This window comes from Pseudoalteromonas sp. BDTF-M6, from assembly GCF_018334135.1.
Taxonomy (GTDB): Bacteria; Pseudomonadota; Gammaproteobacteria; order Enterobacterales; family Alteromonadaceae; genus Pseudoalteromonas.
Genome location: NZ_JAGXTQ010000001.1, coordinates 390,075 through 409,952 on the forward strand (window position 1 = coordinate 390,075; position 19,878 = coordinate 409,952).

Genomic DNA, 19,878 nt, shown 5'->3' on the forward strand with positions numbered 1-19,878 from the left:
CCCTTGGAGCAAAATTGACCGTTTAAGCGTACCAACTTAATGATGCAAGGGCGTGGATTGTTTTGTCGTTACCCTGGTGTGGATTTGCAACACACGGGCATAACGTCGGAATAAGGCTAAACGGAAGCACAGACTAGGACGTAAGGTCTTCGCTAAGAAAAATGGTTTTGTGGTCTTTGAACAAAGTTTATTTAGGAGGTTAAGGGCACGTTAGGTGCGAGAACGAATTAAGATTTGAATGGGGAGAGAAAAGAATGGTCGGCATAGCAGGATTTGAACCTGCGACCCCTGACACCCCATGACAGTGCGCTACCAAGCTGCGCTATATGCCGACTAGGACTGCAATAGTACGGATAATTTTTTCAAATGCAAGCCTGCTTTGATTCGTTTGCCTATAAATTATTCATATCGATGAAGTTTCTTATTTTTTCTAAAAAAGCGCTGCACTGACAGCGCCTTTTGCGTCTTATTTAGCCGTGTTAGTTGCGCTTAATTGCGGAGCGGCCAACCAGGCTTCGATCTGCTCGGCCATAATATCGCGCAGCAGTGGTTGGGCCTCAGCATTGGGATGAATATTGTCGTTTTGCATCAAGGAGCCGTCGGTGGCGACTTGCTCGACGAAAAATGGCAGTAGGTGAGCGCCCTGTTGTTCGGCCACGGTGGCAAAGCTGGCCTCAAACATTTGTGTGTAGCGGGGGCCATAATTGGGTGGGATGCGAATGGCCATCACCGCCACTTCGGCGCCGGCCGCTTGGCTTTGCTTTATCAAGGCGCTGAGGTTTTGCTGCATCTTGGAAATAGGGAATCCACGCAGGCCGTCGTTGCCGCCCAGTTCAATCAGCACGTGGCTGGGCTGGTGGCTGGCTAAAATGCCTTCTAGGCGTCGCAGTGCGCCGCCGGTGGTTTCGCCACTGATACTGGCATTGATTAATTTAATGGGCTTTTTTTGCTCTTCATACGTATCTTGTAACAATTGCACCCAACCTTGGTGTTGTTTTAGACCGTAGGCAGCGCTTAAGCTGTCTCCTAGGATCAGGATTTGGTTGTCAGCCCAAGCCATTAATGGTTTAGTGACAACTAATAGGACGAGCAAAATACGTAGGATTAAAGCATTCATATGTCAGCGTTATCTCAATTAAACATTATTCAAGTCAAAGAATTAACCAAATCCGTTAATACGCTTGACGGCGATTTAACGATCCTCAGCGACATCAGCTTTAATGTCAAGCCGGGTGAGTCGGTGGCCATAGTGGGTGCGTCCGGCTCGGGTAAATCAACCCTGCTGAGCCTGTTGGCGGGGCTTGATAGAGCCACTTCCGGCAGCATTATCGTTGATGGCGATGCCTTAGAGACCTTGGATGAAGAAGGCCGCGCCGCACTGCGGGCTAAAAAGGTCGGTTTCGTGTTTCAATCTTTTATGCTGGTGCAAAGTCTGAGCGCTCTTGAAAACGTAATGCTGCCGGCGGAGCTGGCCAATCAGCCGGATGCCAAAGAGCAGGCTCTGGCGCTGTTAGAAAAAGTGGGCTTAAGCCATCGTATCGAGCACTACCCGTCGCAACTGAGCGGTGGTGAGCAGCAAAGGGTGGCTATTGCCCGCGCCTTTGTCGGCACCCCAAAAATTCTGTTCGCCGATGAGCCTTCGGCCAACCTCGACAGCAAAAACGGCAAGTTGATCGAAGAATTGTTATTCGAGCTAAACCAACAGCAGGGTACTACCCTGGTGCTGGTAACCCATGACGAAGCCTTGGCTCAGCGCTGTGAGCGAATCTTACATATCGAGGGCGGTGAGCTCACCCAATTACGTGAGCCACAGGAGCGCGCGCATGTGGGCTAAGTTAGCGATACGATTATTTTTTAGAGAATTGCGCCGCGGAGAACTAACGGTGATCTGTGCCGCCATTGCCCTGGCGGTGATGACGGTGTTAACCCTGTCATCGGTGACCGACCGTATCGGCCAGGCCATTTTACAAAAGTCCAATGCCTTTATCGCCGCCGACCGCGCCCTGGCCAGTAACCATGCGTTGCCTGACAACTACTTAGAGCAAGCGCAAAACATGGGGCTACAAACCGCCCAGCTGACCTTTTTCGATACCATGCTGTTTGCCAATGAACGTATGCAATTGGCGGCCATCAAGGCGGCATCAGTAAACTATCCTCTCAAGGGCGAGCTGTTGATCAAGCGTGATTTCGACGCCCAGGAGCAGGTGGCCAAAGGTGGCCCAGAGCCAGGCAGCGTGTGGTTGAATGAGTCGGTGATGTATTCGCTGGATTTGGCGGTGGGTGACAGCGTGGAGCTTGGCGCCGCGACCTTTAAGGTCAGTGCCATTTTAAGTGAAGAGCCGGACGCGCCCTTTAATATTTTCTCCGGCAGTCGCCGAGTGCTGCTCAACGAAGCGGACATTGAAAAAACCAAGGTTATTCAGCCGGGCAGCCGGGTGTTTTATCGCCAGCTATATGCCGGGGAGGGCGACAAGGTTGAGGCTTTTTATCAGTGGTTAAAACCCAAACTGGCCGAGAATCAACGCTGGTATGGGGTTAAAGACAGGCAGTCGCCTATTTCCAATTCTTTGGAACGCTCGGAGCGGTTTTTGCTGCTGGCCGGCCTGCTTGGCATTATTCTCGCTGCGGTGGCCATTGCGGTTTCGGCGAAGCGCTATTGTGAGCGCCAGTACGACCCGGTGGCGATGATGAAAACCTTGGGTGGAGCGCGCTCGCAAATTCGCAATATCTACCTGCTGCATCTGGCTTTGGTGTGTGGCTTTTCTCTGTTGCTTGGTTTAGCGGTAGGTTATGGGCTGCAATATGCGGCGGGCAATTACATGGCCGCCAATATGGATGTGCAATTGCCGCCCGCGTCGCTGCGCCCCTGGTTGAGTGCGGTGTTTATCGGCGTGGTGTGTGCGGTGATGTTCTCCATCAAGCCGCTGCTCGATCTATTCGATATTCCACCCCTTAGGGTCTTGCGTCGTAACCTGGGTGACCGTTTACTGGTGAGCAAGATTCACCTAGCGCTTTCAGCATTCACCGTGTTTGCCCTGATGTGGCTGTTCAGTGGCAAGATTATGATCACCCTTATCTTGTTCCTATCCTCGGCGGCCGTGGTCTTAGTGCTCTTTATCCTGTCAAAATTGATCTTCGGCGGCGGCCGTAAACTAGGTCTAAGTCCTGGTAACAGTTGGTCTTTGGCCATAGCCTCCATTCAAAAGCGGGCCAACGCCAATGCGGTGCAATTGATCAGCTTTGCGTTGGCCATTAAGCTGCTGCTGTTTTTAATCGTGCTTAAGAACGACATGATCAATGACTGGCAATCTCAGCTGCCAGCGGATGCACCAAATGCGTTTTTGGTGAACATCACCGAGCAGGAGAAACAGCCGGTTAGCGACTATTTAGCGGCCAAAGACATCGAGGTGTCGCGTTTTTACCCTACCATTCGCGGTCGTGTTAACGCCATTAATGGCGAGCTGGTAGCCCGTGAGGTGTCGTTAGAAGACAATGAGAAAAAAGATGAGGAAGCGCGCTCGGGGGTGGGCCGCGAGCTCAATCTTACCTGGGTTAGTGATATGCCCAGCCACAACACCTTGAGTGCCGGGCAGTGGTTTAGCGCCGATAGCCAGGGCGAAGTGTCGGTAGAGCAGTCTATGGCCGAGCGTTTGGACATCAAGCTGGGCGATACCCTGAGCTTTTTAATTGGTGCGCAAAGCTTTGAGGCCAAGGTAACCAGCTTCCGAGAGGTTAACTGGTCAACCTTAAAGCCGAACTTCTTTATGATTTTAAGCCCGGATGTACTGGCGGATTTCCCCGCTACCTATATTGCCGCGGCGCGCATCGACGACGGTGAGAGCAAGGCCTTTACCCAGCTGCTGCGCCAGTATCCGACCATCACCGCCATTGATGTCGATAATTTTGTCGACCAAATTCGCTCGACCATAGAACAGGTTTCCTTGGCAATCGGCTTTGTGCTTGCCATCGTTGTCGTGTGTGGTGCCCTGGTGCTTATTTCCCAGGTGCAAGCGAGTCTAGGCGAGCGCATGCAGGAGGTGGTGATATTGCGTACCCTGGGCGCGCGTGGGCAGCTAATTCGCCATGCGACCCTGTATGAGTTCTTACTTCTGGGCCTGGTTGCCGGTGTGGTGGCGGCGCTCTCCAGCGATCTAGCCTTGTTTGTAGTGCAGCGTACCCTGTTTGAATTGCCGGGCAAACTGCACCCGGATATCTGGCTGATAGGGCCCTTAGCGGGCGCTCTATTTGTGGCGGTCCTTGGCTACACCATGATTGCGCGCACACTCAACAAGAACACCAGTGGGTTGCTGCGCAAAATAATGTAGGGGTTAGCAGACTGAGCCGCTAATAGCGGCTGAGGATCTGCGAAAGCGCCGGTTTCAGGTCGGGATGGCGAAAACGAAAGCCTTCTTTGAGCATGCGTTTTGGTTGCACATTTTGCCCGTACAACATGAGATCGGCCATTTCTCCCATTAACAGGCGCAGCACGGCTTTAGGCATACGCATAAATGCCGGACGGCGCAGGACCTGCGCCAGGGTTTTGCTGAATTCTTCATTGCTCACCGGGTGTGGGGCGGTGGCATTAATGGGGCCGCTGATATGGTCGTATTTGATCAGATACATGATCACCTGCACCATGTCATCGAGGTGGATCCAGGACATGTATTGGCGGCCATCGCCCAAGGGACCGCCCATGCCAAAGCGAAAGGCTGGCAGCATTTTCGTTAACGCTCCACCCCGGGCGGAGAGCACTATACCGGTACGCAGTAGACACACTCGGGTTTGCGCTTTTTGCGCCGCCTGCTCCCAATCCTTACACAACTGATGGCTAAACTCGTCATAACAATGTTCGTAGTCTTCGCCAATCACCTGATCACCTTGGCGTCCGTAATAGCCGATGGCACTGCCGGAGATCAGGGTTTTTGGTTTTTTTTCAGCGTGGTTTATACGCTCGGCTATTTCCTCGGTGAGGGTGATACGGGAGTCATAGACCCGCTGCTTTTGCTCCGGCGACCAGCGCTTGTTGACGATGGGCTCTCCGGCGAGGTTAATCACCACATCGGTGTCGTTGAAATTAACCTTGTCTAAGCTACGCACCGCCTCGATACGGTGGCCGAGTTTTAGATAGGCTCTGGCGGGCGTGCGCGTGAGCACAGTCACGCTGTGATGATTTAAAAGGTGTTTGTAAAGCTCAGAGCCAATCAATCCGGTGGCTCCGGTAATAAGAATATTCATGTTGCTATTTAATGCCAAGCCGCTCTATACAAGTGTAGGACATTTCTGGCGCTGTGCCGATTGCGTCTATTTTCTAACCCATATCAAGAGTTTATTTTCGCCAGCAAGTCGCCTAAACTAGGGTCGTTGACCTTGGTAGAGCGTTATTTAAAAGAATAACCATACGCGCTTAGCTGGCGTTGCGATCAACATCCGTTTAAATCGAAGCAACCTATACCGCAAAGATAAACAGACCCTAATATTAGAACAACAAAAAGGAATGAAGTGTGCCAAGCTTTATTGGAGCAAGTAAAAGTTTAATGGTGATGGCGTCTTTGGTCATAGTTTTGGCCGGGATAAAAATTGCCAGCCCTTTGGTGGTGCCGTTTATTCTCTCGGTGTTTATTGCGGTGATCTGTAGCCCCTTGATCAATGCGTTAGGGCGCTACCGAATTCCCAAGGGTGTTGCCATTACCCTGGTGATTATGCTGGTTTTTGGCTTGATTTTGAGCCTAGCCGGGCTGGTCGGGCAGTCGGTGAATGATTTTTCGGCGCAATTACCCCAATATAAAGAACAGCTAAAAAGCGAGTTTGAGTGGCTGGTCAACACCCTGGCCAAATACAATATCTTCCTCGATAAGTCGCAAATTATAGCCATGTTTGACCCGGCTAAAATGATAGACGTGGCCACCAATATGCTTACCGGTTTTGGTGGGGTGATGGCCAATCTGTTTTTAATCATAGTCACCGTGGTGTTTATGCTTTTTGAGGGCCCGAGCATAGGCAACAAAATACACCTAGCCATGGATGATCCGGACATGAAAATGGCACAAATTGACCGTTTTCTTGCCTCTATTAATTCCTATCTGGCGATAAAAACACTCGTCAGCCTCGCCACCGGTGTCTTGGTTACGCTGATGTTATGGCTGCTTGATATTGACTACTTCCTGCTATGGGGCGTGGTTGCCTTTATGTTCAATTATATTCCCAACATTGGCTCTATTATCGCCGCCATTCCTGCGGTGCTTTTGGCGCTGATAACTCATAGTCCGATTACTGCGGCGCTGGTCGGTGGCGGTTATATGCTGGTCAATATGGTGATGGGTAATATGATAGAACCGCGCTTTATGGGCCGGGGCTTGGGGTTGTCGGCGCTGGTGGTATTCTTATCGTTGATTTTTTGGGGCTGGCTACTCGGTAGCGTTGGCATGCTGTTGTCGGTGCCGCTGACCATGGTGGTAAAAATTGCCCTTGAAGAGAGTGAAGAGGGGCGGTGGATCGCCACCTTACTGGGTAGCGAGGCCGAAGATATCAATAAGCCTAGCTGAAGGTCAGCTGGCGTCAGTTGGCGCTAAGGTTTAATCCAGCGCCAGTTTATGGCTGGCCATGCGTTGTTCAAACATATGGAGTTTACATCGCTTGTAGACGCCGGCGGCTTTTTGGCTGTCCGGCAACAGGCGAACGTAACGCCAACGACAGCTGTCTTCCAGGTAGGTCTCAAAGCTTTGCTCGGAACGCAGAAAAATATCCAGTGCCTGAGTCAGCCCCGAGTGCTTGGCTTCCGTTTCCAATTGCAAGCGACGTTTATTAGACCAGGCTTGTAATTGACGCTCGGCTCCTTGCAGGGCGGAGTCCAAACATTGTAGGTAATCACGGTGTGCTGCAGGCGTTGTGTCTGCGAGCTCGCACGCGGTTTCTTGCGCTTGAACTGCATCGGTGGCAAAGGCGCTGCCAAGCAGAACCAATGCCACAAAGCGCTGTTTATAGATTGTTATCACGCTTAAGTGGTTTCCTGATAATCAAATTCTAACTCGAATAGGGCGCCGCCAAGAGGGCTGTCGCCTATGGTCAAGTGGCCATGGTAACCTTTTACCAAATCGGCAACAATGGCCATACCTACACCGTGCCCGCTTTCATAGCTGTCGAGGCGGGTACCACGTTGTAATAGTAATTCGCGTTTCTGCTCGGGAACGCCTGGGCCATCGTCTTCAATAATCAAGCGCAGGCGTTTTTTCATCTGTACAACCTTGAGGCTTACTTGCGACTCGCAGGCCTTACAGGCGTTATCCACTAGGTTGCCAAGCAACTCCATTAAGTCGGTTTTATCGCCAAGGAAAAAGTGCTTATCATTAACCTCGACGTTAAATTGGATATTTTTGTCGCGATACACCTTACTCATGGCGTTAAAGATGGAGTCGGCCACGGGCTTGATTAGGGTTTGCTTTTTCCAGGTATCCGAGGCGCCGGTGGCGGCCCGTTTTAATTGGTGCTCGATCATCACATTAATGCGGTCGAGTTGTTCCTGGGCATCTCTATCTTGGGCTAAAGGGCTCGACTTTAATACCGCCAAAGGGGTTTTTAAGGCATGAGCCAGGTCGCTTAAGGAAGCGCGATAACGTTCTTTTTGGCGCTGTTGAGATTCCAACAACAGATTAAGATCTGCCTTGATGGTTTGCAGCTCCACCGGGTAATGACCCTTGATACTCATGCTGTCGCCGCTTTCGATTGCCTTAATTTCCTTATCGAGACGATGCAGAGGCCGAGAACTCCAAAAAAAGCCGATAATCATCAGCACGGTGATTACCACGCCCATGATCAGCATCCAATTGATGGATGTTTCTTTAAAGCCTTCCATCAGGCGTAAAATACCGTCATTGCTCTTAACTAGAATAAAGCGGGCTTCTATGTCCTGGTCGAGGTTGCCAAGTATACCGGTAAGCGACAGCTGCCAATATTTCTTACCCTTATGGGTGACCATGCGAAAATCGGACTTGCCGGTTTCGGCGATAAAAAGATCCGGTTTAAAGTCGATATTGAGTGCCGACTCACTTTGCCATAGCTGTTGATCGCCATTGTAGATCATCGCATAGGTGTCTGAAGTGACTCGGTTGAGCTCTGGAGCGAGGATACTGCGCGGCATTTCCACTCCTTGCTCCGAGTATTCGACTTCGGAGATCAGCGAGTAAAGGTGTGCTTCGAGGGTTTTTTCGGTGGCCTCGATTAAGGAGGCGCGATAGGCATTTCCAATGGAAACGAACAGCGTGGGCATGGCCACGATCAACAAAAAGACAAGGATAAATCCTTGTCTTATTTTCAGTGAAACCTGATTGCCTACCACTGCGAACGTAACCTGTATCCTCGACCACGCAGGGTCTCAACAGGGTTTAGCGTGCCCTCGGGGTCAAGCTTTTTCCGTAATCGCAGGACGAAAACCTCGATGACGTTAGAGTCCAGGTCAAAGTCCTGGTCATAAATGTGCTCAGTCAATTCCGATTTTGAGATCACCTTTTGCGGGTTAACCATCAGGTATTCCAGTACCTTGTATTCGTAAGCGGTTAGGTTCAGCTCGCGATCTTCAACCCATACTTGCTGAGAGCGAGTATGAATACGGATTGGACCATTTTTAATTTCTGGGTTGGCCTGACCGGCGCTGCGACGAATAAGGGCGTTACAACGTGCGATCAGCTCTTCCACGTGGAAAGGCTTGGTCAGGTAATCGTCGGCACCGGCATCCAGGCCTTCTACCTTGTCCTGCCAGCGGTCGCGAGCGGTCAAAATAAGAATAGGAATATCAACGCCGTTTTTACGGGCTTGTTTAATGACCTCAATACCGTCAATTTTTGGTAAGCCTAAGTCTACCACCGCCATGTCCAGCGGGTATTCGCAAATGTGGAACAAACCGGCTTCGCCGTCGTTACATAGGTCCACGCTATAACGCTCTTTTTCCAGAGCGCTACGTAAGTTATCTGCTAAATGCAAATCGTCTTCGATGACTAAAATACGCATTAATTATTTTCCTTCTCAACTTGCCCCGTGCGTTTAGAGACAATAATGTCGATAACTCGGCCCTTGGGCTTTAGGATTCGAACAACAAATTTATCCTTTTGTTCCGAAATTTTTAAAACTTTACCGTTTTCGGCTTCTTTCGCAATGGTCACTGCCTGTTTCTTATCGATCACCTTAGCGGGTGCCGGTGCGGCATAGGCCGCGGAGATAGACAGTGTAAATGTGATTAAGATGGCTGCGATTAGTCTTAACATGATTCAAAGAGCTCCCGGTGAATCCTCGGTAACCTTATATGGGTTAACCTCTGGTTTACCCCTTGGATTAATACTTAGACTAATCTGTGGGCATACCCATAGGCAGTGACATATGGTTAGCATACGGAACACCAATTAACCTTTACTGAACTTAGGCCCCTAGTACTTTCTTAAATGGCTTTACGATGGAATTGTCGTAAACGCCGGCAGCAATATAAGGGTCTTCGGCAGCCCATTCCCGTGCTTGTTGCAGCGATTCAAACTCGGCGATAACCAGCGAACCGGTAAAGCCGGCTTCACCTGGGTCATTGCTATCGACGGCGGGAAGCGGTCCGGCTACAAGCAAGCGGCCTTGGCTCTCAAGCTCTTGTAAGCGGGCTAAATGAGCGGGGCGGGCGGCTAGGCGTTTTTCCAGCGAGTTTTCGACATCGCTTGAGTAAATCATGTACAACATAAATAAAACCAAGTATTTGGTATCAATTACTTTTATGATAGCCAGCATTGAGGGCGCTTGTAAATTTTTATCGTGCAATGACATAGTCGCTTGACGAATAAAAGGGCATGTATTAATACGAATGCACGTAATTTACGCTGTAAACAAATGCACACCGATTTACTCGGGCAAATACGTCTATAAAGCTTGAAAAGGCCGGTTTAACACTGCTAGAGTCGGGTTAAAACAATAACAAGGTTTTTCTATGAGCGAAAAACGTGAACACTTTAGCTCGCGCCTGGGCTTTATTCTCGCAGCCGCCGGTTCGGCGGTCGGTATCGGTAACCTGGTTGGTTTCCCTGTTTCGGCTACCAAAAATGGTGGTGGTGCCTTCTTACTTGTCTATGCTCTTTTTGTAGCCTTTATTTGTCTGCCGGTGATGATGGCGGAAATGGCCATGGGTCGTAAGGCTCAAAAAGACCCTTACGGCGCGTATCGCATGTTATCGGAAAACTCGCCCCGTTGGTGTGGTGCCGGTGCGCTGGCGGTAATGACCCCCTTTATGATTGCGGTTTTCTACATGGTGATCACCGTGTGGATCTTCGGCTATCTGGCGCAAACCGCCTTTGGTAACCTAGAAGCCTTGGCCGATCCGGGCAACTTTGGTCGCTTTATCAATGAATACAGTGTCTTTGCCTATATGCTGGTGGTGGCCGTGGTGGTCAACCTGATCCTAGTCGGTGGGGTCAAGGACGGCATTGAAAAGGCGGCGAAGTTTTTAATGCCTGCGCTATTTGTGTTGCTGATTGCCCTGGTAGCGTATGTATTGACCTTGGACAATGCCATGGCTGGGGTGCGTTACTATGTGGTACCCGATTTCTCTAAGATGAATGCCAGTGTGCTAAACGGGGCGCTATCGCAGGCGTTTTTCTCCTTGTCCCTGGGCATGGGTATCCTGATGACCTACGCATCCTATATCTCGAAAAAAGACGATATCGTTAGCGGCGCCAAAATGGTGGCGATCACCGACTCCTTGGTGGCCTTTACCGCCGGTCTTATGGTGTTACCGGCTATCTTTAGCTTTAACCCAAGCACCGACCCAAGCGAGTTATCCGAGTCCTCGGTGTCCATGATTTTCGTATACCTGCCGAAAATCCTGCTCGCCCTGCAAACGGACATCGGCTATGTCGGTGCGTCCATCGTCGCCTTTATCTTCTTCTTATTGGTGTTCTTCGCCGCTATCACTTCTTTGGTGTCTATTGTCGAAGTACCGACCGCCACCCTAATCGAAGAGCGTGGCTACAGCCGTAAAAAGGCCCTGCTCGTCTTAGCCGGTGCCATTGGTATTTTGACCGTGGGCTGTACCTTGTCATTCGGCATGGTTGATTGGCTTACGCAATTAACCCATTACGGTGGCAGCGATAAGAGCATGTTCGATGTGGTTTATGATGTTTTCTATGACACCATATTGCCGCTGAACGGTTTGATGGTCTGTTTATTTGTGATGTACCGTTGGAAAAAAGCCAAGCTAAGCGCCGAGCTTTCGCAAGGCTGTGAAGGCTACGCCGGCAGCTTTATGGAGAAGTACGTGAACTTTTCGCTGTCGACCTTTATCCCAGCCATCTTATTGCTGATCTTTATCAATACCGTGGCGACCAAGTTCTTCGCCGTGAGTATCTTTGGTTTCTAAACCAAGCGCGGGAGCCTAAATGGCTCCCGCATCCAAATAACTGCCTGCCCCAATCGTAAACATCCACAACCCCCACAAACTGTGTTCAAGCACACAAGCTATGGTCGAGCGCGAATGCGCATAGGTGTAAGAAAACAATAAGCCGCCAAAGAACGCCAACAGTACGGCCACCACATTGCCGTAGACCACATGGGCCAGGGCAAATACGGCTGCGCTCAGCCACACGCGTTTGGTCTTGTTGGGAATAATCGGTTTATAGCGATGAAAGAAATAGGTGCGAAAGATTAATTCCTGGGGTAACACCGAGAGCAAGGGGTAGAGAATGAGCAGCATCAGCCAGCTCGCCGGTGATTGCAGCGGGTAGCTAAACCAGTTCTCCTGGTTAATGATGCCGTACAAGACGCCGGAGAGCAGGGCGCCGGTGAGAAAAAATGTGGCCATGCGCTTTTTCACCACGGGAAACTGGCCCATGGAGGTAATGCGAAAGCGTTTAAAATGGGGGTCGGTTAACAGAATAAAGCAGCACACGGCGGTGAGGATGATCAGCGCCGGGATCAGCCAGTTTTGTAAATGCTCACGCAGGCCTAAGCCGGCCAGGGGCAGGAGTATAAAAACGCAGAAAAGCTCAAGCCAGCGATACTGGGTATTAGTCAAGGAGACGCTCCATTGCTACACCGCGATGCATTAAGTGTAGCAATGGATTAAGGCAGGGTTATGACTGTTCGTCAGGAAAATAAGGGTAGACGCGTGCTATGGTGAAAATGATGGCAACAAAGGTGATCCCCATCAGACCGAAGACCTTAAAATTCACCCAAAAATCAAGAGAGAAATTATAGGCCACATAGATATTGAGCGCGGCAATGGCGCTAAACATTACCACCCAAAATATATTCAATTGCTCCCACACCTTTTTGGGTACCAATATGCTCTCGGCGCTAGTGCCAGCCTCGCCCTCATTTTGCTTTTCGGCAACCGAGTTTAAAAGTCCAAGCAGGGCTTTTTGCACCAGGTTTTTATCAAAAAACCATCTTGAAATAATCAAGGTCAGCGCCAGTATGGCGTAGACAAAGGTCGCCTTCCACTGAATAAAATGCTCGTCGCGAAACAAGATGGTCATGGTGCCGAGCACCAGGGCGATGGCGAAAAACACCCAGTGACGGGTGCCTATTTTACCTTCCTTAAAATAGGCGTAGGCCATTTGTATGGCGCTGGCAGCGACCAACACCCCAGTGGCCCAATAGATATCGACCATTTTATAAACGGCAAAAAATAAAATTAGCGGGATATATTCGATTAGTGTGCTCATAGCCACATCCATTACTTCTGGTAGCTGGTGTTTTACCAGTAACGGCGCCTAAGCTCAAGGATAAAGGCTGTGTTTGACATTTACAGCCGGCGCTTTTAGGCTGCGCGCCTTTAAAGTTTTTAGTAGGGATTCAAGTGAATAAAAAACAGCTTATTGATGCCATGGGGCAACACAGCGGTTTAACAAAAAAGCAATGCGGCGCGGCGCTAACGGCCATGGTCAAGGCCATCAGCCGGTCACTGCATGAAGGGGATGCGGTGTTTATTCCCAAGTTTGGCAACTTTTCTTTGAGCTATCATCCGACCAAGATGGGCCGTAACCCGCAAACCGGCGAACAAATCGAAATTACCGGGCAAAACAAGGTGGCCTTTAAGTGCGCCAAGGCACTTAAAGACCGATTACAAGCTTAACGGGTCGCGGCCTTCATTTCACGACAAAACTCACGCAGTGCCTGGCACATGGCCGCTTCATCATCTAGGTGCTGGGCAATGATTTTAACCACGGCCGAGCCACTAATAGCACCGCTAGCACCACTTTGCAGTGCTTGCCTTACATCCTCAGGGGTGCTGATCCCAAAGCCCAGCAAGGCTGGAGCGGCGTGATACTCGCTCAACTTAGTGACTAACTCCTGGGGCGGCATCTGCGCTTTGGTTTCTGTGCCTGTGACCCCGGCGCGAGAGAGCAAATAGGTGTAGCCGCGGCCATAGGAGGCACATTGGCGCAAGGTGTCATCATCGGCATTGGGCGTGGCGATAAAAATAGGCGCTATGCCCTGGCTCATCGCCGCACGGCGAAAGACCTTGGACTCATGCAAAGGCACATCCGCAACCAAAATGGAGTCCACACCCGCGTCCTTGGCCAACTGGTAGAAGTTTTCTATGCCCTTGGCAAACACCAGGTTTGAGTAAAGCAGCAGGCCGATGGGAATCTCAGCGTTGTATTCGCGCACTTGCTTGATGATATCGAAGCAGGCATCGGTATCGATATTCGCCGCCAAGGCACGAATATTGGCCTGTTGTATCACCGGACCATCGGCAATAGGGTCGGAGAAGGGAATGCCCAGCTCCAGCGCATCGGCGCCGCCATCGATCAGACTTTTAATAATCGCCAGGCTTTGCTCCTTGTTGGGATCGCCTATGGTGACAAAGGGTACAAAGGCACCTTCGTTGTTGGCACTTAGATTGGCGAAGGTGGTGCTATAGCGATTCATTACTGCTCTCCTTTTGCTTGTAACACACTGTGGACATGGGTTAGATCCTTATCCCCGCGACCACTGAGGTTCACCACTAAAATGGTGTCCTGCTCTTGCTGCTCGGCGTATTTTAAGGCGTAGGCCAGGGCGTGACTGGACTCGAGCGCGGGAATAATCCCTTCGTTGCGGGCCAATGCCTTAAAGGCATCCAGGGCTTCGTCATCGGTTATTCCCACATACTGGGCGCGCCCGGTTTCATGTAAATAGGCGTGCTGCGGTCCCACAGCAGGGTAATCCAGGCCTGCGGATACCGAGTAGGACTCTTCAATTTGCCCCTGCTCGGTTTGCATAATATAGGTGTAGGCACCGTGCAGCACACCCTTGGTGCCCTTACACAAGGTGGCACCGTGCTCGCCGCTGTCCAATCCCTTACCCGCAGGCTCAACGCCAATCAATTTGACGCTAGGCTCATCGATAAAGTCGTTAAACATGCCAATGGCATTAGAGCCACCGCCAACACAGGCGATCACCGCATCCGGCAAACGACCTTCTGCGGCCAGCACCTGTTGCTTGGCTTCTTCGCCGATCATTTTTTGGAATTCGCGCACCAGCGTCGGGAAGGGGTGTGGTCCCGCCGCCGTGCCCAACAGGTAGTGAGCGGTTTTATAGTTGGCAGACCAGTCGCGCAGCGCCTCATTGACTGCATCCTTCAAGGTGCCGGAGCCAGCGGTGACGGGGATCACTTCGGCGCCCATTAAGCGCATGCGAAACACATTGGGCTGTTGGCGCTCAACGTCCTTGGCACCCATATAAATACGGCATTTAAGGCCCAGTAAGGCACAGGCGAGGGCCGTGGCCACGCCGTGCTGACCGGCACCTGTTTCCGCTATCACTTCTTTTTTGCCCATACGCTTGGTCAGCAGGGCCTGGCCAAGCACCTGGTTGGTTTTATGGGCGCCGCCATGGAGCAGATCTTCTCGCTTAAGGTAGAGCTTTACCTTAGGGTTTTTGACCAGGTTGCGGGTCAGGGTTAGTGGCGTTGGCCTGCCGGCATATTCGTTCAGCAATGAGCAAAACTCTTCCTGGAAGCTGGCATCCTGTTGCGCCTTGTTAAATTCATCTTCTAGCTGCTTAAGCGCCGGGACCAAAAGTTGCGGCACATACATGCCGCCAAAGTCGCCAAAATAGGCTGGATTTTTCATAACCACCTCAGTAATTCCGTATTGCCGCAAAGGCAGCGTTAATCTTATTAATACATTTTTTCCCGGGTGAGGACTCCACCCCGGAATTTAAATCTAAGCCCAGAGCGCGGCTTTGCTGGGCGCTTTGGATATTGTCGGCCTGAATACCGCCGGCGAGCATATAGGGCGCAGTGGCGCCCCCGAGTAAGCTCCAATCAAATTGCACGCCGGTGCCCCCCTTGGCCGTTTTGCTATAGGTGTCGTACAGCACTCGGTCCACCCCTTGAATACCCACGGGGAGGGTGTCGGCCACCGCCTGGGCCTTCCAGATCTGGCAGGTCAGGGGCAGGGTGTTACGCAGGGTGCGAATATAAGCCTCATCTTCATGACCATGTAACTGCACCGCAGCTAATTTAAGGCGATTGGCGTACTCGCTGACCTGCGCAATATCGGCATCGACAAACACCCCAACATAGCGCAGCGGCGCGCTGTCGACGATGGCCGAGGCACAGTCTATATCAACATAACGGGGCGAGCCCGGGTAGAAAATAAGGCCACCATAATAGGCACCGGCCTGGTACACGGCCTCGGCATCCTGGGTGCGGGTCAGGCCGCAGACCTTGTTCTCACCAAAAATCAGACTGCGACAGGCGCCTTCTAAATCCGCCTGGGCCATCAGCGAGCTGCCCACCAGGAAGCCATCGACCAGTGGGCTTAGGCGCTTAACATCCTGATGACTGTAGATGCCGGACTCGGAGATCACCAGGGTAGCTTCAGGAATAAGTGCCCGTAGGCGCTCCGTGGTGGCCAAGTCCGTGCTCAAGTCCCTGAGGTTGCGGTTGTTGATGCCGATAATCTTGGCATCTAGCGCCAGGGCGCGAGTCACTTCTTTTTCGTTACTGACCTCGGTTAGCACCGCCATATTCAGCGAGTGCGCCAGTGCGGCCAACTCTTGATAGGTATCGTCATCGAGTACCGACAGCATGAGTAAAATGGCATCGCCGCCGTACAGGCGCGCCAGATAAACCTGGTAGGGGTCGATAAAGAAGTCCTTACAGATCAGGGGTTGTTCTACCAGAGATCGCACCTTGGCAAGGTAGTCATAGCTGCCTTGAAAATACTTTTCATCGGTCAGTACGCTGATGCAACTGGCATAGTGCTTGTACACAGAGGTGATGGCCTCTAAGTCGAACACCTCACGGATCAAGCCCTTTGAGGGCGAGGCTTTTTTGCACTCGAGAATAAAATTGGTCGGCGCCGTGCTTAGGGCGCCATAAAAATCACGGCGACTTGGCTCGATTTGCGCGCTAAAAGTTGCCAGCGGGCGCGCCTGTTTACGCGCTTCCACCTCGATGCGCTTGTCGGCGACGATTTTCTCTAAAACATTAGCCATGGCTCACCTCGATAATGGCGTTAAGTGTGTGTTGTGCCTGGCCGCTAGCCAGGACTTGGCGCACCTGCTCGGCGGCGTCCTTAAAGTTTTCCGCCTTATTATTGATAACCAGCAGGGCGGCGACATTGGCAATGATGGCGGCGTTATGGGCATCACTTCCTTGTCCGGCGAAAATGGCACGGGCCGCCTGGGCATTATATTCTGGACCCTGACCGCTTAGCTCATCCAGGCTAAAGTGGGGGAGACCAAAGTCATTTGCGGTCAGGGTATATTCGCGTAACTGACCATCATTTAGCTCTACGACTTTAGTGTCGCCGTGCAGGGCAATTTCATCGGTACCACTGCCGTGCACTACCATGGCGCGCTGGCAACCGAGTTGCATCAAGGTTTTCGCCATGGGTAGGCACAAGGCCGGGTCGTACACGCCAAGCAGTTGCGCTTGAGGCTTAGCCGGGTTAGCCAAGGGGCCAAGCAGGTTAAACAGGGTGCGGGTTTTCAAGGTGGTGCGCACCGCCATGGCGTGTTTTACACCACTGTGATACAGAGGGGCAAATAAAAATGTAAAACCGGTTTGTTCCAGCAAGTTGGCGGCCTGCTCTGGGGTCATACTAATATTGACGCCCAGACTTGTAAGTAAGTCGGACGAGCCGCTGTTGCTGGAGACACTGCGATTGCCATGCTTGACCACATTTAGGCCGCAGGCAGCCGCCACTAATGAGGCGGTGGTACTGATATTGATGGTATTGGCGCCATCGCCACCGGTACCGCAGCTGTCGATTAAGTCCGTGGCTTGGGTGTGAAAGGGCACCGCATTGGCGCGCATGGCAGCCGCCGCACCGGCGATTTCTTCGCTGCTTTCACCTTTGATTTTGAGCGCGGTAAGCAGGGCTGCCAGGGTAATATCATCCATACGCCCTTGCATAATGTCGTTAAAGAGCGCCTGGGTTTGTGCAAAGCTCAGGTCCTGTTGTTGGTAAAGTTGGGTTAGTGCGTCCATGGCTCACTCCTTAGCGGTTAAATAGTCTAGGCTTTGGCGCAGCAACTGGGCGCCATTGGGCGTGAGGATCGACTCCGGATGGAATTGATACCCGAGCACCTTATCCTGCCCCTGGCAAATGGCCATGGTCATACCGTCATAGTCGGCGATCACCTCAAGTTCAGCCGGTACGCTGGTTGCTACCAAGGAGTGGTATCGGGCCACCACTAAAGTATCGCCAAAACCGCTAAACGCCAGATGTGGAGCCAAGGAAATAGCCGATGACTTACCGTGCACCGTTTCCTTGGCGTGACCGATAGTGCCGCCATAGGCCTGAGTCAGGGCCTGCTGGCCAAGGCAAATGCCCAGCATGGGAAATTGGCCGCGACACAACTCAATTAACGCCATCAGGCAACCGGCATCGTTTGGCGCGCCCGGGCCGGGGGAGAGCACCAGCACTACCGGCTGGGTTTCGGCGCACATGCGCTGATAAATGCTCTCGGCATCGACCGTATTGCGATAGACCACCAGGTCTTGTCCTAGCTGGGCAAACTCATCTACCAGGTTGTAACTGAATGAGTCGACATTATCTAAGAAGTAAATCTTATATTTCATGCCCTTGTCTCCTGGTTACCTGCCACTTGGTTGGCCGATTGGCTAGCCGCGATGGCGCTGAGCACAGCGCCGGCCTTGGCTCGGGTTTCATCCGCTTCGCTTTGCGGGTTGGAGTCATAAACCACGCCTGCGCCCGCTTGCACATGGGCATAACCGTCTTTAACAAAGGCACTGCGGATCACAATACAGGAGTCCATGGAGCCATCGCCGGTAAGATAACCCACGGCGCCGCCGTAGCTGCCGCGGCGCTTTTGCTCCACCTCACGAATTAGGCGGGCGGCACTGACCTTGGGGGCGCCGACCAGGGTGCCCATATTCATGCAGGCCTGATAGGCGTGCAGGGCATCCAAGTCTTCCTTCAATTGACCGACCACGCGAGATACCAGGTGCATCACATGGGAGTAGCGGTCGACCTTAAGCAACTCCTTAACATAGCGGGTGCCGGCTTGGCTGATACGGGCCACGTCGTTACGAGCCAAGTCGACCAGCATAATATGCTCGGCGCGCTCTTTGGTATCATTACGTAAGTCCAGCTCGATGCGTGAGTCGAGGTCGAGATTGATACTGCCATCGGTATTTTTGCCGCGCGGCCGAGTGCCGGCAATGGGGTAGACTTCAACCTGATTACTGCTGGCGCAATATTTAAGCGCCGACTCCGGCGAAGCGCCAAACAGGCTGAAATCTTGATCACGCAGATAGAACATGTAAGGGCTGGGGTTTTGCTCCTTCAACTTGGCATAGGCGGCCAAAGGATCGGTGCAGGGCAGGGTAAAGGTGCGCGATGGCACGACCTGGAAAATATCGCCATCGATAATGTGTTGCTGCAATTGACTGACCTGGGCCATAAAGTGGGCATCGTCGATATCGACCTGAGCCTGGCTTGGCGCTACTGGATTGGGTGTGCTCGCTAGCGTGAATTGGTTCAGGTCGTCACACAGTGCATTAAGGCGCTCAACCTGCTGTCCTACTTCGAAACAATTGGCGTGAACCTCGGGGCCATTAAAGACATTGCCGATGATTTCAGTGCTTTGTTGTTGATGGTCTATGACCACTAAGGTTTCTCCAAGGTAAAAAACATAGTCGGGACAGGTATTTTCCTTGCTTGGAACGCTGGGTAAATCCTCCGCATTGGCGACCATGTCATAGCCCATGACACCGCCAAGAAAGATCGAGAAGGGATTATCGCCGTTGCTGTGGATACCTTTGATACATTGTCTTAGCGCATCAAATGCATTGGCAGCTTTGAGCTTGGCATACTCATCCAGGTTTTGGTCAACGCCCGGGTAATCTATGTTCAAGGTATCTTGGTGTAACTCGGTCTGGGCGTCGCGCAGTTGTTGCTGCAGATAAGGCAGCAACTGGGCGCCATTGTTGGACAGTGCCTTGACTTGTACCTGGTTGCCGTTGCACTCGATACGCAGCGCCGCATCGACGAGCACCAGGCTTTTCAAGTTGGCTTTGGAGTCGATTTCCGCCGACTCCAGCAACAGCGCATTGTGCTTGTCCAGTTTGGCGAACAGGCTTAGCGCGGACGGAATATAATCCCGCCGCTGACTAATGCTGGTCACTTGCCCGGCGTTTGTCGAGATGTGACTAAATATCATAAAAAGGTCCTCATTCCCTAGTATTTTCAGAGGCTTAAAACGCGATGTTTTGGTTTTAAACGCTCCATAATAAAAAACCCGCTAACTTAAGAATAAGCAGCGGGTTTGAAAATTGCTCAGCCACGATTAGGCCCACCCGCTATCTCGAGTGCCACCACCAAATGTTAATATGCTTAGACTGAGTAAAAATCATTGTTAGTTACCAAATTTAGTTACAAAAAAACCCGCTGCATG

At 51.7% G+C, this 19,878-nt stretch carries 20 protein-coding genes and 1 tRNA gene; 5 read left to right on the top strand and 16 right to left on the bottom strand.

Going from position 1 to position 19,878, the window contains the following annotated elements:
- Positions 1-255: 255 nt before the first annotated feature.
- Both KD147_RS01760 and KD147_RS01765 read right to left on the bottom strand, forming a co-directional pair.
- Positions 256-332: transfer RNA gene (locus KD147_RS01760), tRNA-Pro, on the bottom strand.
- Between the two features lie 134 nt (positions 333-466).
- Positions 467-1,117, bottom strand: coding sequence for an arylesterase (locus tag KD147_RS01765; RefSeq protein ID WP_212546667.1), 651 nt, complete (start codon positions 1,115-1,117; stop codon positions 467-469).
- Between KD147_RS01765 and KD147_RS01770 the strand changes: the two genes are divergently transcribed.
- Positions 1,118-1,834: an ABC transporter ATP-binding protein gene (locus KD147_RS01770; protein WP_105189921.1), complete on the top strand. Its 717-nt coding sequence runs from the start codon at positions 1,118-1,120 to the stop codon at positions 1,832-1,834.
- Positions 1,824-4,325, top strand: coding sequence for an ABC transporter permease (locus tag KD147_RS01775; RefSeq protein ID WP_212546668.1), 2,502 nt, complete (start codon positions 1,824-1,826; stop codon positions 4,323-4,325). Before KD147_RS01770 ends, KD147_RS01775 begins: the two co-directional genes overlap by 11 nt.
- Positions 4,326-4,344: 19 nt before the next feature.
- On the opposite strand, the gene KD147_RS01780 is transcribed toward KD147_RS01775, so the two are convergent.
- Positions 4,345-5,235, bottom strand: a complete 891-nt coding sequence (locus KD147_RS01780; protein WP_212546669.1) for a TIGR01777 family oxidoreductase — start codon at positions 5,233-5,235, stop codon at positions 4,345-4,347.
- Positions 5,236-5,534: 299 nt separating this feature from the next.
- Between KD147_RS01780 and KD147_RS01785 the strand changes: the two genes are divergently transcribed.
- Positions 5,535-6,542, top strand: a complete 1,008-nt coding sequence (locus KD147_RS01785) for an AI-2E family transporter (protein ID WP_249318919.1) — start codon at positions 5,535-5,537, stop codon at positions 6,540-6,542.
- A 30-nt stretch (positions 6,543-6,572) separates the two neighbouring features.
- On the opposite strand, the gene KD147_RS01790 is transcribed toward KD147_RS01785, so the two are convergent.
- The 5 genes from KD147_RS01790 to KD147_RS01810 all read right to left on the bottom strand — a co-directional run bounded on the left by KD147_RS01790 (position 6,573) and on the right by KD147_RS01810 (position 9,708).
- Positions 6,573-6,992, bottom strand: coding sequence for a lysozyme inhibitor LprI family protein (locus KD147_RS01790; protein WP_212546671.1), 420 nt, complete (start codon positions 6,990-6,992; stop codon positions 6,573-6,575).
- Positions 6,993-6,994: 2 nt separating this feature from the next.
- A complete protein-coding gene (locus KD147_RS01795) occupies positions 6,995-8,332 on the bottom strand; it encodes an ATP-binding protein (protein ID WP_212546672.1) in 1,338 nt (445 codons plus the stop codon).
- Entirely contained in the window at positions 8,326-9,000 is a 675-nt protein-coding gene (locus tag KD147_RS01800; RefSeq protein ID WP_105189915.1) for a response regulator transcription factor, read from the bottom strand. The genes KD147_RS01795 and KD147_RS01800 overlap by 7 nt, the downstream gene beginning before the upstream one ends.
- Positions 9,000-9,254, bottom strand: coding sequence for a PepSY domain-containing protein (locus tag KD147_RS01805; RefSeq protein ID WP_105255463.1), 255 nt, complete (start codon positions 9,252-9,254; stop codon positions 9,000-9,002). Before KD147_RS01805 ends, KD147_RS01800 begins: the two co-directional genes overlap by 1 nt.
- Positions 9,255-9,405: 151 nt before the next feature.
- A complete protein-coding gene (locus KD147_RS01810; RefSeq protein WP_105255528.1) occupies positions 9,406-9,708 on the bottom strand; it encodes a YciI family protein in 303 nt (100 codons plus the stop codon).
- Positions 9,709-9,952: 244 nt separating this feature from the next.
- Here KD147_RS01810 and KD147_RS01815 point away from each other — a divergent pair, with 244 nt between their 5' ends.
- Positions 9,953-11,377 carry a sodium-dependent transporter gene (locus tag KD147_RS01815; protein WP_212546673.1) on the top strand — a complete coding sequence of 475 codons (1,425 nt, stop codon included), beginning with the start codon at positions 9,953-9,955 and terminating at the stop codon, positions 11,375-11,377.
- Positions 11,378-11,392: 15 nt separating this feature from the next.
- Here the strand turns inward: KD147_RS01815 and KD147_RS01820 are convergent, their stop codons facing one another.
- Together KD147_RS01820 and KD147_RS01825 are read right to left on the bottom strand one after the other, a co-directional pair.
- Positions 11,393-12,031, bottom strand: a complete 639-nt coding sequence (locus tag KD147_RS01820; RefSeq protein WP_105255465.1) for a CPBP family intramembrane glutamic endopeptidase — start codon at positions 12,029-12,031, stop codon at positions 11,393-11,395.
- Between the two features lie 58 nt (positions 12,032-12,089).
- Entirely contained in the window at positions 12,090-12,683 is a 594-nt protein-coding gene (locus tag KD147_RS01825) for an inner membrane-spanning protein YciB (protein ID WP_212546674.1), read from the bottom strand.
- Positions 12,684-12,817: 134 nt separating this feature from the next.
- Between KD147_RS01825 and KD147_RS01830 the strand changes: the two genes are divergently transcribed.
- Positions 12,818-13,093: an HU family DNA-binding protein gene (locus KD147_RS01830; RefSeq protein ID WP_105255466.1), complete on the top strand. Its 276-nt coding sequence runs from the start codon at positions 12,818-12,820 to the stop codon at positions 13,091-13,093.
- Here KD147_RS01830 and trpA read toward each other — a convergent pair.
- From trpA to KD147_RS01860, 6 genes are read right to left on the bottom strand one after another with little or no spacing between them, the layout of a single operon-like run.
- Complete coding sequence (trpA, locus tag KD147_RS01835) at positions 13,090-13,893, bottom strand: tryptophan synthase subunit alpha (RefSeq protein ID WP_212546675.1); 804 nt, start codon at positions 13,891-13,893, stop codon at positions 13,090-13,092. The genes KD147_RS01830 and trpA overlap by 4 nt on opposite strands.
- A complete protein-coding gene (gene trpB, locus KD147_RS01840) occupies positions 13,893-15,077 on the bottom strand; it encodes a tryptophan synthase subunit beta (RefSeq protein ID WP_212546676.1) in 1,185 nt (394 codons plus the stop codon). Before trpB ends, trpA begins: the two co-directional genes overlap by 1 nt.
- 7 nt (positions 15,078-15,084) lie before the next feature.
- Entirely contained in the window at positions 15,085-16,449 is a 1,365-nt protein-coding gene (gene trpCF / locus KD147_RS01845; protein WP_212546677.1) for a bifunctional indole-3-glycerol-phosphate synthase TrpC/phosphoribosylanthranilate isomerase TrpF, read from the bottom strand.
- Positions 16,442-17,446, bottom strand: a complete 1,005-nt coding sequence (gene trpD, locus KD147_RS01850) for an anthranilate phosphoribosyltransferase (RefSeq protein ID WP_212546678.1) — start codon at positions 17,444-17,446, stop codon at positions 16,442-16,444. The genes trpCF and trpD overlap by 8 nt, the downstream gene beginning before the upstream one ends.
- Positions 17,447-17,449: 3 nt before the next feature.
- Positions 17,450-18,040 (bottom strand): aminodeoxychorismate/anthranilate synthase component II, encoded by a 591-nt coding sequence (locus tag KD147_RS01855; RefSeq protein ID WP_105255470.1) that lies wholly within the window; start codon positions 18,038-18,040, stop codon positions 17,450-17,452.
- Complete coding sequence (locus KD147_RS01860) at positions 18,037-19,644, bottom strand: anthranilate synthase component 1 (protein ID WP_212546679.1); 1,608 nt, start codon at positions 19,642-19,644, stop codon at positions 18,037-18,039. Before KD147_RS01860 ends, KD147_RS01855 begins: the two co-directional genes overlap by 4 nt.
- Positions 19,645-19,878: the final 234 nt, after the last annotated feature.

Coding starts and splice junctions, on each gene's coding strand:
- KD147_RS01775 (WP_212546668.1), top strand. CDS start 1,824: ATGTGGGCTAAGTTAGCGATACGATTATTTTTTAGAGAATTGCGCCGC.
- KD147_RS01825 (WP_212546674.1), bottom strand. CDS start 12,683: ATGAGCACACTAATCGAATATATCCCGCTAATTTTATTTTTTGCCGTT.
- KD147_RS01805 (WP_105255463.1), bottom strand. CDS start 9,254: ATGTTAAGACTAATCGCAGCCATCTTAATCACATTTACACTGTCTATC.
- KD147_RS01860 (WP_212546679.1), bottom strand. CDS start 19,644: ATGATATTTAGTCACATCTCGACAAACGCCGGGCAAGTGACCAGCATT.
- KD147_RS01770 (WP_105189921.1), top strand. CDS start 1,118: ATGTCAGCGTTATCTCAATTAAACATTATTCAAGTCAAAGAATTAACC.
- KD147_RS01800 (WP_105189915.1), bottom strand. CDS start 9,000: ATGCGTATTTTAGTCATCGAAGACGATTTGCATTTAGCAGATAACTTA.
- trpCF (WP_212546677.1), bottom strand. CDS start 16,449: ATGGCTAATGTTTTAGAGAAAATCGTCGCCGACAAGCGCATCGAGGTG.
- KD147_RS01780 (WP_212546669.1), bottom strand. CDS start 5,235: ATGAATATTCTTATTACCGGAGCCACCGGATTGATTGGCTCTGAGCTT.
- KD147_RS01855 (WP_105255470.1), bottom strand. CDS start 18,040: ATGAAATATAAGATTTACTTCTTAGATAATGTCGACTCATTCAGTTAC.
- trpB (WP_212546676.1), bottom strand. CDS start 15,077: ATGAAAAATCCAGCCTATTTTGGCGACTTTGGCGGCATGTATGTGCCG.
- trpD (WP_212546678.1), bottom strand. CDS start 17,446: ATGGACGCACTAACCCAACTTTACCAACAACAGGACCTGAGCTTTGCA.
- KD147_RS01765 (WP_212546667.1), bottom strand. CDS start 1,117: ATGAATGCTTTAATCCTACGTATTTTGCTCGTCCTATTAGTTGTCACT.
- trpA (WP_212546675.1), bottom strand. CDS start 13,893: ATGAATCGCTATAGCACCACCTTCGCCAATCTAAGTGCCAACAACGAA.
- KD147_RS01785 (WP_249318919.1), top strand. CDS start 5,535: ATGGTGATGGCGTCTTTGGTCATAGTTTTGGCCGGGATAAAAATTGCC.
- KD147_RS01815 (WP_212546673.1), top strand. CDS start 9,953: ATGAGCGAAAAACGTGAACACTTTAGCTCGCGCCTGGGCTTTATTCTC.
- KD147_RS01810 (WP_105255528.1), bottom strand. CDS start 9,708: ATGTTGTACATGATTTACTCAAGCGATGTCGAAAACTCGCTGGAAAAA.